Source organism: Streptomyces rubellus (assembly GCF_036323805.1).
Classification (GTDB): domain Bacteria; phylum Actinomycetota; class Actinomycetes; order Streptomycetales; family Streptomycetaceae; genus Streptomyces.
Genome location: NZ_JAZDCX010000007.1, coordinates 60,315 through 74,645, shown reverse-complemented (window position 1 = coordinate 74,645; position 14,331 = coordinate 60,315). Strand labels below are relative to the sequence as shown.

Sequence of the window (14,331 nt, the reverse complement as noted above, 5' to 3'; positions counted from 1 at the left end):
TACGCCGGCCGGCTCCCCGTCCGGCGAACCGGACGCGGACGTGGTCCGGTCAGACAGCCTCTGCCCCGGCCTTGCGGGCGAGCAACTGAACCTCCTGGAACTGCCGCCGGTCGGTGGGCTGGGGCTCGCGGATCATCCGGCCCACCTCGGCCAGCCCGGACTCGCGCAGCATCGCGGCGAGGTGATCAGGCCACCACCGGTAGGCCGGTGCGACCGCGTGGTCGAAGACCTGTGTCGGGTGAGACGGGCCGTCGGTTGCCGAGAAACCGATCAGCAGGTGGCCGCCAGGTGCCAGCACGCGGTGGAACTCGGCCAGGATGACGGGAAGTTCGCGCGGCGGGGTGTGGATGACGGACCACCGCGACAGTACGCCGCCCAGCGCGCCGCCGGCGATGTCCAGCGCGGCCATCGAGCCCACGTCGAACCGCAGGCCCGGATAGGCCTGCCGGGCCAGCTCGATCATCGCGGCAGAGGCGTCGACACCGAACGCCGCCAGCCCCAGCTCATCCAGGTGAGCGGTGACATGGCCGGGCCCGCACCCCAGGTCCGCGACCCGCCCGTCCCCACCCGCGCGTACGGCCTCGGCGAAGGCACCCAGGATCGCGCGGTCCAGGGGTCTGTCACGCAGCTCGTCGCGGAACAGCCGCGCATAGGTGGGAGCGGCGGCGTCGTATGCCTCGCGGATCGACAACTGGCTCCGGAACAGGTCGGCCTCCTTGTACGGCTGCCTCGTCCCGCTGCTGTCCGGGGACGTTGATGTCATCTGCTGATGTCACTTCGCGAAGTGTCGGCGCGTTGCCAGGCGCCGCAACCTGCGGCGGCGTTGTCCCGCTGCACGCTGCTGGGCCCTCACGATGGCAACTGTCTGCGGATCACTGATCAGGTCGTAGTCGTGCAGCAGGAGCGCGTCGTCGTCCTCGGCGAGGAGGCCTCGCAACGTGTCGATGCGGCGCTCAGGGCTGACGAGCAGCCGCTTCGACTCCAGCCAGGCGGTCAGGCCGCCGTCGTCTTCCGGCACGGGACCACAGTAGCCAGCCGGACCGGCTTCGTCATGCCAGTTCTCCGGGTGCAGGCGTAACCCCTCCGATGTCGCAGGCCGACTCCGACAGTCCAGGCCGGAGCGGCGGTGCCGTGGCCGTTCGCGACCGTCCTCTGTCTTCGTCGGCCGCCCTCGCACGGCCCGGAGACGGCCCAGGACCGGGTGTCCCTCCTGCCTCGGCGGAGCTATCGTGCCGCTGTGACCAGTTCGGCGGAGCGCCCCGTCCTCTTCCTCGACATCGACGGACCGCTGATTCCGTTCGGGCCGTCGTTCCATCGTCCCCAGGAGGGCGACTCCTCCGGTTCCGCGGAGCCTCACCGCCGGGGGAATCCACTGCTGGACCGCCTCGACCCCGCCGTCGGGCCGCGCCTGACCGCCCTGGGGTGCGACATGGTGTGGGCCTCGACATGGATGGATGACGCGAACGAGGCCGCCGCCCCGCGGCTCGGACTGCCGACGCTGCCTGTCCTCAGGTGGCCGGACACGTTCACCGACGAGGGACCACGCGGCTTGCACTGGAAGACCCGCCACCTTGTCGAGTGGGCCGGTCACCGCCGTTTCATCTGGGTCGATGACGAGATCAGCGACATGGACCGGCTCTGGGTCGCTGCCCAGCACCCGGGACCGTCACTGCTCCACCGTGTCGACCCGGGCGTGGGACTCACCGACGACGATTTCGACGCGCTCACCGACTGGCTTCGCCCCATCGTGCCAACCACCCCCGGCAGGGCTGGATCGTGAAGAACCCGGAGGCCTTCATGACCCACTGGACGACGAGGGTTCTCGGCGATCCCACCGTCTTCGTGCAGGCCGTCACCGTCGACGGAGAACTGGCGGGCAACGTGGTGGCGTGGTGGGACGAGGGGCGGCGCTTCACCGGGTACGGGCTCGGCAGGCGGTACTGGGGCCGGGGCATCGGTACGCGGGCACTGGCGCTGTTCCTGGAGCGGGAGAAGACCCGTCGACCCGTCCCCTGCACGCCGATCCCTTCATCGGGAACACCGGCTCGATGCGGTTGCTGGAGAAACACGGCTTCCGGCGTACCGAGACGGTCCGGTACGGCGATCACGAGCACGTCATGCTGGTGCTCGGCAAGAACCTGACCTGAGCCCACCACTCACCCCTGCCCCCGGCCCGTCCGCGGCCCTTGGCCCAAGGCCGGTAACAAGTGCATGACCCGTAAGAGCGCAGCGCTAAACGGCGGGCCGGCTCGTGGCCTCGGTGACGGACGGCTCGAACATGGCGCTGATGTTGTTCCACATGAAGCCGTCCCGCCACTCCGGATTTCCGGCCGCCCAGCCGAGGAGCGCCCGGAGAACCTTCTCCTGTGAGACGGTCAGCGTCTGGTAGTGCTCCGCGGCGACACCGCTCCGGTACTCCAGTTGGTAGGTGTTGTTGTCACGGAGCAGCACCTGGATGTACCAGTCGCCTTCGCGGTCTTCGTCCTGCCAGTCGAGGATCATGTGATCGTTGCCTCGACACAGGCTGGCGAGCATCGTGGCTGTCGTCGGCTTGGAGGGGCGCTTCACCACATGGCCCCGGCCGTCAGTCGCAGTCAGCATGGGCAGAGCATGCCGGGAGAGGCTGACAGTGGCCGCTCCCGGCAGACAGCGGAAGCTCCGCGACCACACCTGCCCGGTGCGCGGCTCGTTCCGGCTCGCGCGCTCGCAGGCACATGCTCATACAGACGGGGGCACAAGCTGTGGGCGTGGTGCCCGCGTTCCCGGCCACTCCAGGATCGCCTCGACGTCTCCTGTCCAGACGACCAGGTGGCGTAGTCCCGATGTGTCCTGCTGTCTGCGGGCCGTCGTCGGCCCCGAGCGGGAGACGAGCACCCACCCTGAACCCACGCCCATGCCTCCGAGCTCACGCGAACACGGAAGCCCAGGGGAGGAATTCCTCTCACCTGGGCTTTGATCGCATCGGCACTGCTGCCGCCGGTGGGCGCAGACGGGTTCGAACCGCCGACATCTGCCTTGTAAGGGCAGCGCTCTACCGCTGAGCTATGCGCCCGGGGACGGCTCACAGCGTACCCTGCCGCGCGCCCCCGGCCGCAAACCGCGCGGGAAGGCCGTGGAGGTGGGCTCGGGTGGGGCGGGCGGGGGCCCGGGAGGGGGGCTGGCCCCACCACTGATCCGGTGGCCGCCGGGATGCCGGGGAGGGGGCGGTGGTCCATACGGTCGGAGGGTGCGCGGAGCCCGCGCACCCCCCCTTCCGGACCGAGACGGAGAACCCCATGACCACCGAAGCCCGCCGCAGCGCCGTACGCGTCCTGGTCGCCGTCGTCCTCGCGGCCGCCGTCACCGCCGCGGCGGCCGGCTGCGCGGACGCCGGAGACGCGGAGCCCGAGCACCGGACCTTCGCGCTGGGAAACCCGGAGAAGGCGGAGAAGGCGGTGGAGGCGGGGAAGCCGCTGGTCGTCGACACGAACGGCGATCTGGAGCTGGTCGCCGCCGACCGCTCCGACGTGCGGGTCACCCGCTGGTTCGCGGGCTACGCCTACGGCGGCAGCACGGGCGCGAAGTGGTCGCTCAAGGACGGCACCCTCACCCTGCGGACGGCCTGCAAGGGGCCCGCGAACTGCGACATCCGGCACCGGGTGGAGCTGCCGGAGGGGCTGGCGCTGCGGGTCGAGAACGACAACGGGGACGTCACCGCGCGCGGGTTCCGCGGTGCGCTGGGCGTCGTCTCCGACAACGGTGACGTCCGGGTCCGGGACTCCTCCGGGCCGCTGGACCTGTTCAGCGACAACGGTTCCGTGCGGGCCACCGGCGTCGGCTCCCGCCGGGTGTCCGCGAAGTCCGACAACGGCGGGATCGAGCTGGCCCTGGCCCGGGTGCCGGACCGGGTGGCGGCACGCAGTGACAACGGGGACGTCACCGTCGAGCTGCCCCGGGCCGCGTACCGGGTGGACGCCACATCCGGCGACGGGGACACGGAGGTGGCGGTGGACAGGGACCGGGCCGGGAAGCGCGTCGTCAGCGCCCACAGTGACAACGGGGACGTCACGGTACGGAACGTGAACTGATCGCCCCGTGTGTTCGCCGGTGCCGGGTGGGAGAATGGCAGCCGGGCCGGCGAGCACGTACGCGGGGAGAGGACACACGTGGCGGCGATGAGCGGCGGCGGCACACGCCGCTGGGGCTGGGGAGGCGGCGGTCGTGCCGAGAGCCAGCGGGCGGAGGCCCAGGCCGCCAAGGACGAGGCGGCCGCCGCGTTCTACGAACTGGACACCGCGCAGCGCGATCTGCGCATCTCCATCGAGACCCTGGCCGCCGTCGACGACTCCCCCGCCGCCCGCCGGGCCGTCACGGAGTTCACCGAGTTCGGGCGGCGCATCGACCAGGTCAGCCACGAGTACATCACCGCCGTGGACGCCCACGACCTGGACCGGGACGATCTGGACGCCGCCACCGCCGGCCGCGCCCGGCAGGACCTGACCAGGGCCCGGGACGATCTGGAGCGCGTCCGGAAGGACCTGGAGCGGTTCGGGCGGGGGCTCGGGCCGCTGCTGGAGAAGGCCGAGACCCAGCTGGCCCGGCTGGCGCCCGCCGTGGAGCGGGCCCGGCAGGCGCTGCTGGCGGCGACGAACGCGCTGGACACCGTACGGGCCACCGGGCTGCGGGCGGACGACCTGGCGGCCCGGCTGGCGGCCCTCTCCCCCGAGCTGACCAGGCTCAACGAGGGCGCCGGACGCCACGGGGTGCGGGAGACCGTGCAGCGGGCCGACCGGGTGCTGCGCGAGGCGGAGACGGTGCGCGAGGAGGCCTCGCGGCTGCCGGAGCGGGCCGCGGAGATCGACCGGCGGCTCAGCTCCCTGCGCACCCGTGCCGAGGCGCTGCACAACCGGACGGGGCAGGTCGAGCCGGTGCTCAGCGAGCTGCGGCGGCGGTTCACGGTGGCGTGCTGGGAGGATCTGCAGCACGTTCCCGAGCAGGCGGTGCGCGCGGTGCGGCAGGCGGAGGAGAGGCTGGCCGAGGCGCGCGGGGCCCGTCAGGAGCAGCGGTGGGCGGACGCCACCGCGCTGCTGTCGACGGTGCGGGCACTGCTGAACGACGCCGACGAGGCGGTCTCGGCGGCCGGTGACCGGCTGCGGCGGCTGAACGAGGTCTCCTTCGACCACAGCGGTGAGGTGGAGAAGGTGCGCTTCGCCATCCGCGACGCCCAGCGGCTGGCGATGGCCGGGCGCAGTCATCCCGATCCCCGGCACGCGGGTCCGCTGGACAACGCGGTGGAGCGGCTGGACCGGGCGGTGGCGGGGCTGGCCGGCCGGCATCCGGACTGGTGGCACTTCGTGGTGGAGCTGGACGCGATCCGCGAGACGGTGGCGCAGGTGGTGCGCGACATCCGGCAGGCGCGCGCCGCGGGTGCCTGAGCCCGGTCCCCGAGCCGGGCGCGTTCCGGCGCGGGCCGCGGCACAGCACCGGCGTACGCCTCCGGCCCGCGGTTATGCTGCTCCCATGCCGCGCTATGAGTTCCGCTGCCGCTCCTGCGGCACCACGTTCGAGGTCAACCGTCCGATGGCCGAGTCCGGCGCACCCGCGAGCTGCCCCGACGGCCACGACGACACGGTGAAGCTGCTGTCCACGGTGGCCGTCGGCGGTACGGCGGCCCGTGGCGCCTCCCCCGCGCCCGCCCCCGCGCCCGGTGGCGGCGGGGGCTGCTGCGGGGGCGGCTGCTGCAGCTGACGCCCACCGGGGCACGGCCCACCGGTACACGTACGGACGCCGCGGCGCGGGGCGAGGAGCCCGGCGCCGCGGCGTCCGTGTGTCGGTGGACCGTGGGAGGGGGAGGTCAGACCCCGGCGGACGCCTTCTCCGGCTCCTCCTCGGCGGGCCGGTCCCGCAGGCTCTCACCCTCGATGTCGAGGTTGGGCAGGATCCGGTCGACGGGACGGGGCAGCTTCCAGGCGGCGCGGCCGAGCAGGGACATCACGGCCGGCACCAGGGTCATGCGGACGACGAAGGCGTCGATGAGCACCCCGACGGCCAGGGCGAACCCGATGGACTTGATGATCGGGTCGTGCATCAGCACGAACCCGCCGAACACGGACGTCATGATCAGCGCGGCGGCGGTGACCACCCGGGCGTTGTGCCCGACGCCGTTGACCGTGGCCTGCTGCGCGGTGTCGCCGTGGACGAAGTCCTCCCGCATCCGGGAGACGAGGAACACCTCGTAGTCCATGGCCAGGCCGAACAGGATGCCGATCAGCAGGATCGGCAGGAAGCTCACCAGCGGGCCGGGGACGTCCACGCCCACCAGCTCGGCCAGGTGGCCCTCCTGGAAGATGAGCACGGTGATGCCGAAGGTGGCGCCGATGGTGAGCAGGAAGCCCAGGGCCGCCTTGACGGGCACCAGGAAGGAGCGGAACACCAGCATCAGCAGCAGGATCGACAGGCCGACCACCAGCAGCAGGTAGACCGGCATGGCGTCGGCGAGCTTCTCGGAGACGTCGATGCCCAGGGCCGTGACACCGGTCAGGGCGACCTCCGCGCCCGCCACACCGGCCACCCGGTCGCGGATGTCCTCGACGGCCTCCTCGGTGGCGACGTCCGTGGGGCCGGTCTCGGGGATGACGGTCAGCAGCGCGGTGGTGCCCTGCTCGTTGAACTGCGGCGGGGAGACGGCGAGGATGCCGTCGGTGCCCTGGATCAGCTTCGCGGTCTCCTCGGCGGCCGCACCGGTGGCCTGGGCGTCGTCGCCGGAGACCACGGCCAGCAGCCGGCCGTTGAAGCCCGGTCCGAAGCCCTCGGTGGTCAGGTCGTAGGCCTCGCGCTCCGGGGAGCCGGCGGCCGCGGTGCCGGCGTCGGGCAGCGCCAGGCGCATGTCCTGGGCGGGCAGGGTGAGGGCGCCCAGGCCCACGATGCCGAGCAGCAGGACGGGGACGCGCAGCCGGGTGACGAGCCGGCCCCAGCGGAAGCCGAAGGTGCTTCCCTCGGGGGCCTCGTACACGCCCTGGTGCCCGGTGCGGTGCCTGCGGTGCAGGACCTTCCCGCCGATGAAGCCCAGGAAGGCGGGCAGCAGGGTGAGGGCGACCAGGACGGCGACGGCGACGGTGCCCGCCGCGGCCAGGCCCATGACGCCCAGGAAGGGAATGCCGACCACCGACAGCCCGGCCAGGGCGATGACGACGGTGGCGCCGGCGAAGACGACGGCCGAGCCGGCGGTCCCGGTCGCCCGGCCGACCGCCTCCTCGGCGGCCATGCCCTCGGCGAGGAACTGGCGGTAGCGGGAGGTGATGAACAGCGAGTAGTCGATGCCGACGGCCAGGCCCAGCATCAGCGCCAGGACGGGGGCGGTGGAGGTCAGTTCCATGACGCCGCTGAGGGCGAACAGTCCGGCCATGCCCGCCGCGACGCCGATCAGCGCGTTCAGCATGGTCATGCCGGCGGCCACCAGGGAGCCGAGGGTGATGACGAGGACCACCGCGGCGACCAGCACCCCGAGCGCCTCGGTGGAGCCGACCTCCACCTTGCTGGTCATGATCTCGCCGCCGTGCTCGACCCGCAGCCCGTCGGCCGATTCGCCGACCTCCTCGTAGGCCTCCCGCTGGGCGTCGGTGATGTCCTCGGCGGGGCTCCCGAACTGGACCTGGACGAGGGCGTAGCGGCCGTCCTGGGAGACGGAACGGGCCTGGAAGGGATCGACGGCGGCGACGACGCCGGGTATGTCCGCGGCCTCCGCCACCACCGGCGCCACCTTGGCGGGGGTGAGCTTCTCCCCCTCCGGCGCGGCGATGACGATGGTGCCGGTGACACCGCTGGCCTGCGGGAACTCCCGCTTCAGCGAATCCAGGGCCTGCTGGGACTCGGTGCCGGGCATCGAGAACTTGTCGGTGGTGGTGCCCATGAAGGCGGCGGCCGCACCGCCCAGCAGGGCGAGCAGGAGCAGCCATGCGGCGGCGACGTGCCGCCGCCGTCGGAAGGAGAACCGGCCGAGCCGGTAGAGCAGGGTCGCCATGACGGAAGGGTCTCTCCTCGGATTCGGCGGATGTGCGGGGCAGTTCTCGGTGAGCTCGTCGGGGTCCGGCGGGGTCGCGGCGGGCCGCCGGGGGCGGGCCGCCGGGGGCGGGCCGGCGGGGCGTCAGCGGGCGGGGCCGCCGAGGGTCCGCAGCGCGCCGTGGATCAGTTCCTCGCGCAGTGCGCCGGCCGGCACGTCCACGTCGCTGGCGCAGGTCACGAAGACCGCGCCGAGGACCATGTAGGCGGTGACCAGCTTCTTCGGCTCCGCCGAGCGGCCGGCCAGGGTGGCCGTCAGCCGGTCGGCCAGTTCGGGGATGCACGCCAGGGCCGGATGGGCGGTCATCTCGTTGATGTCCTGGAAGAGGACCTTGACCTCGCGCCGGAAACGCAGGGCGAGGTCGACGTATCCGGTGACGGCGGCTGTCGCGGCCCGGTCGTCCGGCAGACCGTCCAGTTCGGCGTCCAGCGCGGCCAGGGCCTCGCCGGCCGGGGCCAGCAACTCGGTGAGGATCGCGTCCTTGCTGGTGAAGTGGTAGAGCAGGGACGCCTTGGAGCAGCCCACCCGGACGGCGATGTCGTGCAGGGAGGTGCCCCGGTAGCCGCCGGCGGCGAACAGCTCGAGGGCCGCCTCCAGGATCTGTCCGCGCAGCGCGGAAGCGGAGCGTGCCATGCGCTCCAGCCTAACTGTCCGATCGGTCAGGACTGACCGATCGGACAGTCAACGGGCTGTGTCCTGCCTCACACCGCTCCCCGGCGCCGGGTCGGGTGCCCGTCGTCCCGCTCCGCCGCCGCGCGGGGTCTCGGTGCGGAGCCACGGTGCGGAGCCGCGGAGGCGTCTCAGAGCCGGCGGGCGATCGTCAGGCCGTCGGCGACCGTCAGCATGACCGCCTCGGTCCGCCGGTCGGCGGCGACATGCTCGTTGAAGGCGCGGATAGCGGCGGCGGCGCCGGTGGCGTCCGGGTCGGTGACCTCGCCGTGGAGGAGGACGTTGTCCGCGACGACGAGCCCGCCGGGACGCAGCCGCGGCACGACCTCCTCCCAGTAGTCGACGTAGCCGCCCTTGTCCGCGTCGAGGTAGACCAGGTCGAGCTCCGGTTCGGCGGGCAGGGCGCGCAGCGTCTCGACGGCGGGGGCGATGCGCAGCTCGACGCGGTCGGCGACCCCGGCCTTCTCCCACGCCTCGCGGGCGAGGGCCGTCCACTCCTCGGAGATGTCGCAGGCGATCAGCTTCCCGTCCGGCGGCAGCGCCAGGGCCATCGCCAGGGCCGAGAAGCCGGTGAAGGTGCCGACCTCCACCACCCGCCGGGCGCCGGTCAGCCGTATCAGGAAGGCCAGCAGCGGCCCCTGCTCCCGGGCGGACTGCAGACTCGCCCGCTCGGGGAAGCGGGCGTACGTGGTCTCCACCAGTTCGCTCAGCACCGGGTGGAGCGGCGGGTTGTGGTCCAGGACGTACTGGTACAGCTCGGGGGTCTGGGGCGGGCGCTTGTCGTGTGGTGCCGGTGTCGTCATACCGGCATCCTCACTCAGCCCCGGCCGGTGTGCAGCAGCGCCTCCCGCAGGATCCGCTCACCGGCGGCCACCCCGCGCTCGGGCAGGGCGGCGATGTGCGGGGCGCTCCAGCCCAGCTCGGCCAGTTCCCCGTGGCCGGGGCGCCAGCCGGCGTCGGCGGCGAGCAGCAGGTCGGCGTCCAGGAGGGAGTCCCCGGCGGCCAGTACGCGTCCGGCGCCGGTGCGGCGGGCGACCTCGGCGACGGCGGCGCTCTTGGTGAGCGGGCGGGGCACGGCGTAGATCTTGCGGCCCTGGAGGGAGACCGTCCAGCCGCGCGGCCCGGCCCAGTCCGCCAGCTCCTTGACCCAGGTCTCGGGCAGTTCGGCGCGGTCGACGACGAGGTAGGCGAACAGGTCCTCGGCGACGCGCTCCTTCAGCAGCCAGGCCGGGTCGGCGGTGGCGGTCAGCCGGGCGCGGACCTCCGCCAGGGAGGCGCAGTCGGCGTCCAGGGCGCGGCGCACCCGGGCGTGCCAGCCGGGGTCGGACTCGCCGTCCACCAGCAGATGGCCGCCGTTGGCGCAGATCGCGTACCGCGGGGGCGGGCCGGGCAGGTGGATGCGGCCGTACTGCTCGCGGGTGCGGGTGGTGGTGGGGACGAGGACGGACCGTCCGGCCAGCTCGGCCAGCAGCGCGGCGGCGGTCTCGGTGAGGTACGACAGCGGCCGGGACCGGTAGACCTCCACGCACAGCAGCCGCGGCGCCTCGGCGTCCGGCATCGCCAGGCCGAGGGCGGCGGCGGAGTAGATCAGGGTGCGGTCCAGATCGCTGGCCACCAGCACCGGCGCGGCGGGGGCGGGGGCGGGCGAGCTCATCGCGCGGCCTTTCCGTCGGCGCCGGTCGCGCCGCGCGTGTAGCGGGGGTGGATCAGGCCGACACAGGAGTACGGCAGGTCGTCGGCCTCCTCGACGGGTACGCCGCGCTGCTCGGCGAGCAGCCGGATGTGGTCCAGGTCGGCGCCCGCGCCGCGCCGGGCCAGCACCCGCCAGGGCACCCGGCGCAGCAGCACCCGGGTGGTCTCGCCGACTCCGGGCTTGACCAGGTTGACGTCGCCGATGCCGTACTCCTCGCTGATGCGCTCCACCGCCCGCCAGCCGGCCCAGGTGGGGGCGCGGTCGGCGGCGAGCAGCGCGCGGACGTCGGCGGCGACCTGTTCGCGCACCTCGTCGAAGCGGGCGGTGACGGTGTCCAGGAAGAGTCCGGAGACGTCGGAGGGGGCCAGCTCGCGGTAGAACTTCGCACCGTGGAAGTCGTCCGGCCCGACGAGGTCGGCGCGGAGCACGGTGCGCGAGACCAGTCCGGAGACGGTGGAGTTCAGGCAGGCCGAGGGGATGAGGAAGTCCTCGCGGGTGCCGTAGGTGCGCACACAGCCGCCGGGGTCGGCCAGGACCGCGAGCTCGGGGTCGAAGCCGGGGAAGGGGCGCAGGGCGTCGGCGAGCTCGCGGGTGATGGCGCCCTTGCCGGTCCAGCCGTCGACGAAGACCACGTCGGCCGGGTCGTGGTGGGCGGCCAGCCAGCGCAGGGCGGTGGTGTCGATGCCGCGGCCGCGGACGATGGAGACCGCGTAGTGCGGCAGCTCCAGGCCGTGGACCTGCCGTGCCCAGCGGCGCATCAGCGCCCCGACCGGGGTGCCGGCGCGCGCCAGGGAGGCCAGCACGACGCCACCGCCGCCGTCACCACCGCCGCCGCCGTCCCGCCGCCCGCGCTCGGCGAGCAGGGTGTCGGTGACGGTGCCGACCGCGCGGGCGATCCGGGCCGCGGAGGCGTCCAGCGCCTGGTGGAACAGCTTCTGGTACGCCTCGCTCGGCTGGTACTCCACCGGCAGCGACTCGGCGTAGTGGGCGCCGCCGGACTGGATGGCCTCCTCGCGCTCCTCCGTCGGCGCCTCCAGGGCGGCCTCGGAGAGGTCCTGGAGCAGCCAGCCGACCTCCCCGGGCGCGTAGGAGGAGAAGGCGGGGCCGCGCAGCGGGGCGGGCAGCGGGCGGTGGGAGGGGATCACGGCGAGCAGCACCCTGCCGGTGTGCGCGGCCAGCTGGGCCGGCAGGCCGTCGGGGGCGTGCAGGGCGGGGGTGTCGGCGGCGGAGTCGACCACGGCCACCACCGCGTCGAAGCCGGCGCCGGTGGTGCTGTGGACGTTGTAGGCGTAGCGCGGACCCGTACCGCCCGCGGGGGCGTCTGCGGGATCGTCGTGGGCGGGGAAGACCAGCCGGGTGCGTATCGCGTAGCCGGGTTCGTCGACCGCCAGGACGGGCGAGCGGGTGGTGGTGGAGAAGCGGACCTCGGCACCGGGCCCGCCCGTGCCGTCGGCAGAGCCGTCGGCGAGGAGGTCGGCCAGGGCACCGGCCAGCCGCAGCGGCGCGTACATCAGCTCCTCGCAGCCCAGTACGAGCACCCGCCGCGCCCCCGGCGGCAGCGCGGCGGCGAGCCGGCCGGCCATCGCGGGCAGCGCGGCCTCCAGCCGGGCGCGGTGGGCGGGGGTGAAGCCGTGCCGGCCGCCGTCGGGCAGGCCGAGCGGCCAGCCCGGCTCCACCCGGCGTATCTCGCCGGGCTCCCCGGCTGGCTCCGGCGGTGGGCCGTCGTGGGCCTCGACCAGGGCGGCGCCGCGCTCCAGCACGTCCGCGGGAAGGCGGACGGTGCCGGTGGCCAGCGCCACCACGTCGATGCGGGCGCCGAGTTCGGCGGCGAACTTCTCCAGCCGGGCGCGGTCGGCCGCGCCGCGCAGATCGCTCAGGGCGACGATCACGTACCGCTCGCGCGGGAAGGCGCGGTGCAGGGCGGTGATCGTGTTGCGGACGGTGGTGCCGGTGGAGAACTCGTCGTCCACCAGCACCAGCGGGCCGTCCCCGGCCAGCAGCGCCGGGTCCTCGGGCAGCAGCAGGTGGGAGGTGGCGTGGGAGTGCTCCTCCTCGAAACCGCCCACCGGCACCGCGCCGGGAACGGCGCGGCGGGTGGAGTGCAGGTAGGGCGCGGTGCGCAGCCCGTCGGCGACGCTGTGGCCCAGCCCGGTGGCGGTCTCGGCGTAGCCCAGGACGACCGCGCGGTCGGCGTCGGCCCCCAGCAGCTCGCGGACCCGCTCGCCCAGGGCCAGGCCGGTGCCGTGGACGACCCGGGGCAGCTGGGGGACGTGCTTGCCCAGCACCTGGGAGACCAGCAGATGGGCCCGGCGGGGGTTGCGCCGCAGGGCCAGGCCCAGCAGGCCGCGCAGCCGCCCGTCGGGTTCGCCCGGCGCGGGCTCCAGCCGGACGCCGAGCCGGCGGGCGACCCACTCCCCGGACCACTCCTCCCCCGGCAGGCCGTCCGGCGGGTCCTCCGGGCGCCGCCCGTGGCCGGGCGCGCCCCGCGTCCCGGTGTCCGCCTGTCCGGTCGTCCCCGTGTCCCTGGCCGCCTGCCGTGTCACCGTGCCGTGCTCCTCACCGCTGCCGCTGCCGTCGCCGTGTCCGTCACGGTAGCCGCTGCCGTCGCCGCCACCGCTCATCCGGTCGCCGCCGCCAGCAGCTCGACGAAGCCCACACCCTCGCGCGCGACGCCGAAGACCTCGGCCCGCAGCAGGGTGCGCTCGGCCCATGCGCGGTGCGGTTTCACCTCGTTCATCTTGTTGGTGTACGCCGAGCGGAGCACGCCGCCGCCGCCCCGTTCGGGGCACAGTATGTCGCTGGCGTCGCTGAACTCCTCGTGGCTGACCACGGACAGGGCGTGCACGGGGGCGACGTGCGAGGGATGGATGCAGGTCTTGCCCAGCAGTCCGTTGGCCCGGTCCAGCTCGATCTCGCGCAGCAGCCCGTCCATGTCGTGCGCGATCAGCGCGGTGCGCAGCTCCTCGGCGCGGCCGGTGAAGGGGCTGCGGCGCAGCTGCGGCTTGAACATCCGCTCCTGGAGGCGGAAGTACTCCCACACCGGCCCGGTGACCGTGAAGCCCGTGCCGTCGGCCCGGCCGAGCACATTGACCACGTCGGCGATGACGGAGGCGACGATCTGCACGTCGTAGGCGGTCATCTCGGGGCTGCGGCGCAGCCCGTAGGCGGCGCAGAAGTCGGTGACGCCCAGCCGGAGCGCCAGGACCCGCTCGCGGTACTTGTCGACGGTCCGGGCGATCCCGGTGAGCGCCTCCAGGCGCGTCTCCAGATGGAGCAGCTCGGGGGACTCCAGCACGGGCATGGCGAAAAGCCGACGCCCGCAGGCCTCCTCGGCGCCGTCGAACGCCTCCAGGAAGGGGATGCCGCGCTCCTCGGTGAACTTCGGCAGGACGAAGCCGGACAGCAGCCCGGCGGCGGGGCCCAGCCGCCGGACCAGGTCGGTGATCTGGGCGGGGTCGCGGACCCGGACGAACAGCAGCGGCAGCTCCCCGGTACCGGACGCGGCCAGCTCGGCGAGCTGTCCGACCAGGTTCTCCTCGGCGCCGGGCACGTCCGCGTCGTCTATCGAGTCCTCCAGGCAGAGCACCATCGAGACCACCCCGCGCCGGGTCTGCTTGCGGACGTCGTCGGCGAGCCGGGGGCGGGTGGCCGGACAGTAGAGAGTCGCGCCGAGGGCGGCCGACAGCAGCCGGGCCGGGGAATCCGGGAAGAACTCCACCGGTTCCCGATGGAACAGCTCATGCCGGACATCCGGCGCAAGGTGCCCGAAGTGCCGCACAGATCCCCCGATCCTCGCCGGTCTCATGCCTGTCATGAACTAGATCCGGCCATTTGTCATATGCACAATAAGCATGAACACGACTCAATCGCTGCCCGAATACATGAACAAAACATTACCCACGAGCAAACCGGACGCTCCTGAGCACTCGCG

General features: G+C 73.5%; 13 protein-coding genes, 1 tRNA gene and 1 pseudogene. 5 read left to right on the top strand and 10 right to left on the bottom strand.

What is annotated here, in order from left to right; genetic code table 11:
- Positions 1 to 49: 49 nt before the first annotated feature.
- Both V1L54_RS10245 and V1L54_RS10240 read right to left on the bottom strand, forming a co-directional pair.
- Complete coding sequence (locus V1L54_RS10245; RefSeq protein ID WP_330117603.1) at positions 50 to 763, bottom strand: class I SAM-dependent DNA methyltransferase; 714 nt, start codon at positions 761 to 763, stop codon at positions 50 to 52.
- 9 nt (positions 764 to 772) lie between these two features.
- Positions 773 to 1,018 (bottom strand): hypothetical protein, encoded by a 246-nt coding sequence (locus tag V1L54_RS10240; protein WP_330117602.1) that lies wholly within the window; start codon positions 1,016 to 1,018, stop codon positions 773 to 775.
- Positions 1,019 to 1,237: 219 nt separating this feature from the next.
- Between V1L54_RS10240 and V1L54_RS10235 the strand changes: the two genes are divergently transcribed.
- Positions 1,238 to 1,780, top strand: coding sequence for an HAD domain-containing protein (locus V1L54_RS10235; RefSeq protein WP_330117601.1), 543 nt, complete (start codon positions 1,238 to 1,240; stop codon positions 1,778 to 1,780).
- Positions 1,732 to 2,147 (top strand): annotated as a pseudogene (locus tag V1L54_RS10230) (GNAT family N-acetyltransferase). The gene V1L54_RS10235 and the pseudogene V1L54_RS10230 overlap by 49 nt, the downstream one beginning before the upstream one ends.
- Before the next feature lie 85 nt (positions 2,148 to 2,232).
- Here the strand turns inward: V1L54_RS10230 and V1L54_RS10225 are convergent.
- Both V1L54_RS10225 and V1L54_RS10220 read right to left on the bottom strand, forming a co-directional pair.
- Positions 2,233 to 2,601: a hypothetical protein gene (locus V1L54_RS10225; protein WP_330117600.1), complete on the bottom strand. Its 369-nt coding sequence runs from the start codon at positions 2,599 to 2,601 to the stop codon at positions 2,233 to 2,235.
- A gap of 379 nt (positions 2,602 to 2,980) precedes the next feature.
- A tRNA-Val gene (locus V1L54_RS10220) sits at positions 2,981 to 3,052 on the bottom strand.
- Between the two features lie 223 nt (positions 3,053 to 3,275).
- Here V1L54_RS10220 and V1L54_RS10215 point away from each other — a divergent pair.
- The 3 genes from V1L54_RS10215 to V1L54_RS10205 all read left to right on the top strand — a co-directional run bounded on the left by V1L54_RS10215 (position 3,276) and on the right by V1L54_RS10205 (position 5,727).
- On the top strand, positions 3,276 to 4,067 hold the full coding sequence (locus tag V1L54_RS10215) for a DUF4097 family beta strand repeat-containing protein (protein WP_330117599.1): 792 nt from the start codon (positions 3,276 to 3,278) through the stop codon (positions 4,065 to 4,067).
- An 87-nt stretch (positions 4,068 to 4,154) separates the two neighbouring features.
- The gene (locus V1L54_RS10210) at positions 4,155 to 5,414 is read left to right on the top strand and encodes a coiled-coil domain-containing protein (RefSeq protein WP_330117781.1); all 1,260 of its coding nucleotides are present in this window, start codon (positions 4,155 to 4,157) and stop codon (positions 5,412 to 5,414) included.
- Between the two features lie 85 nt (positions 5,415 to 5,499).
- Positions 5,500 to 5,727 carry an FmdB family zinc ribbon protein gene (locus tag V1L54_RS10205; protein ID WP_330117598.1) on the top strand — a complete coding sequence of 76 codons (228 nt, stop codon included), beginning with the start codon at positions 5,500 to 5,502 and terminating at the stop codon, positions 5,725 to 5,727.
- 106 nt (positions 5,728 to 5,833) lie between these two features.
- Here V1L54_RS10205 and V1L54_RS10200 read toward each other — a convergent pair whose 3' ends face one another.
- From V1L54_RS10200 to V1L54_RS10175, 6 genes are all read right to left on the bottom strand, one after another.
- Positions 5,834 to 7,999, bottom strand: coding sequence for an MMPL family transporter (locus V1L54_RS10200; RefSeq protein WP_330117597.1), 2,166 nt, complete (start codon positions 7,997 to 7,999; stop codon positions 5,834 to 5,836).
- Positions 8,000 to 8,122: 123 nt separating this feature from the next.
- Positions 8,123 to 8,671 carry a TetR/AcrR family transcriptional regulator gene (locus V1L54_RS10195; RefSeq protein ID WP_330117596.1) on the bottom strand — a complete coding sequence of 183 codons (549 nt, stop codon included), beginning with the start codon at positions 8,669 to 8,671 and terminating at the stop codon, positions 8,123 to 8,125.
- Between the two features lie 167 nt (positions 8,672 to 8,838).
- The gene (locus V1L54_RS10190; RefSeq protein WP_330117595.1) at positions 8,839 to 9,510 is read right to left on the bottom strand and encodes an O-methyltransferase; all 672 of its coding nucleotides are present in this window, start codon (positions 9,508 to 9,510) and stop codon (positions 8,839 to 8,841) included.
- A gap of 14 nt (positions 9,511 to 9,524) precedes the next feature.
- Positions 9,525 to 10,361, bottom strand: a complete 837-nt coding sequence (locus V1L54_RS10185) for an HAD family hydrolase (protein ID WP_330117594.1) — start codon at positions 10,359 to 10,361, stop codon at positions 9,525 to 9,527.
- Positions 10,358 to 13,021: a phosphoribosyltransferase gene (locus V1L54_RS10180; RefSeq protein ID WP_330117593.1), complete on the bottom strand. Its 2,664-nt coding sequence runs from the start codon at positions 13,019 to 13,021 to the stop codon at positions 10,358 to 10,360. Before V1L54_RS10180 ends, V1L54_RS10185 begins: the two co-directional genes overlap by 4 nt.
- On the bottom strand, positions 13,018 to 14,178 hold the full coding sequence (locus V1L54_RS10175; protein ID WP_330117592.1) for an HpcH/HpaI aldolase/citrate lyase family protein: 1,161 nt from the start codon (positions 14,176 to 14,178) through the stop codon (positions 13,018 to 13,020). Before V1L54_RS10175 ends, V1L54_RS10180 begins: the two co-directional genes overlap by 4 nt.
- Positions 14,179 to 14,331: the final 153 nt, after the last annotated feature.

Bases quoted from the DNA above. Each gene is read 5' to 3' on its own strand.
- V1L54_RS10245 (WP_330117603.1), bottom strand. From the start codon at position 763: ATGACATCAACGTCCCCGGACAGCAGCGGGACGAGGCAGCCGTACAAG.
- V1L54_RS10225 (WP_330117600.1), bottom strand. From the start codon at position 2,601: ATGCTGACTGCGACTGACGGCCGGGGCCATGTGGTGAAGCGCCCCTCC.
- V1L54_RS10215 (WP_330117599.1), top strand. From the start codon at position 3,276: ATGACCACCGAAGCCCGCCGCAGCGCCGTACGCGTCCTGGTCGCCGTC.
- V1L54_RS10210 (WP_330117781.1), top strand. From the start codon at position 4,155: ATGAGCGGCGGCGGCACACGCCGCTGGGGCTGGGGAGGCGGCGGTCGT.
- V1L54_RS10205 (WP_330117598.1), top strand. From the start codon at position 5,500: ATGCCGCGCTATGAGTTCCGCTGCCGCTCCTGCGGCACCACGTTCGAG.
- V1L54_RS10200 (WP_330117597.1), bottom strand. From the start codon at position 7,999: ATGGCGACCCTGCTCTACCGGCTCGGCCGGTTCTCCTTCCGACGGCGG.
- V1L54_RS10195 (WP_330117596.1), bottom strand. From the start codon at position 8,671: ATGGCACGCTCCGCTTCCGCGCTGCGCGGACAGATCCTGGAGGCGGCC.
- V1L54_RS10190 (WP_330117595.1), bottom strand. From the start codon at position 9,510: ATGACGACACCGGCACCACACGACAAGCGCCCGCCCCAGACCCCCGAG.
- V1L54_RS10185 (WP_330117594.1), bottom strand. From the start codon at position 10,361: ATGAGCTCGCCCGCCCCCGCCCCCGCCGCGCCGGTGCTGGTGGCCAGC.
- V1L54_RS10180 (WP_330117593.1), bottom strand. From the start codon at position 13,021: ATGAGCGGTGGCGGCGACGGCAGCGGCTACCGTGACGGACACGGCGAC.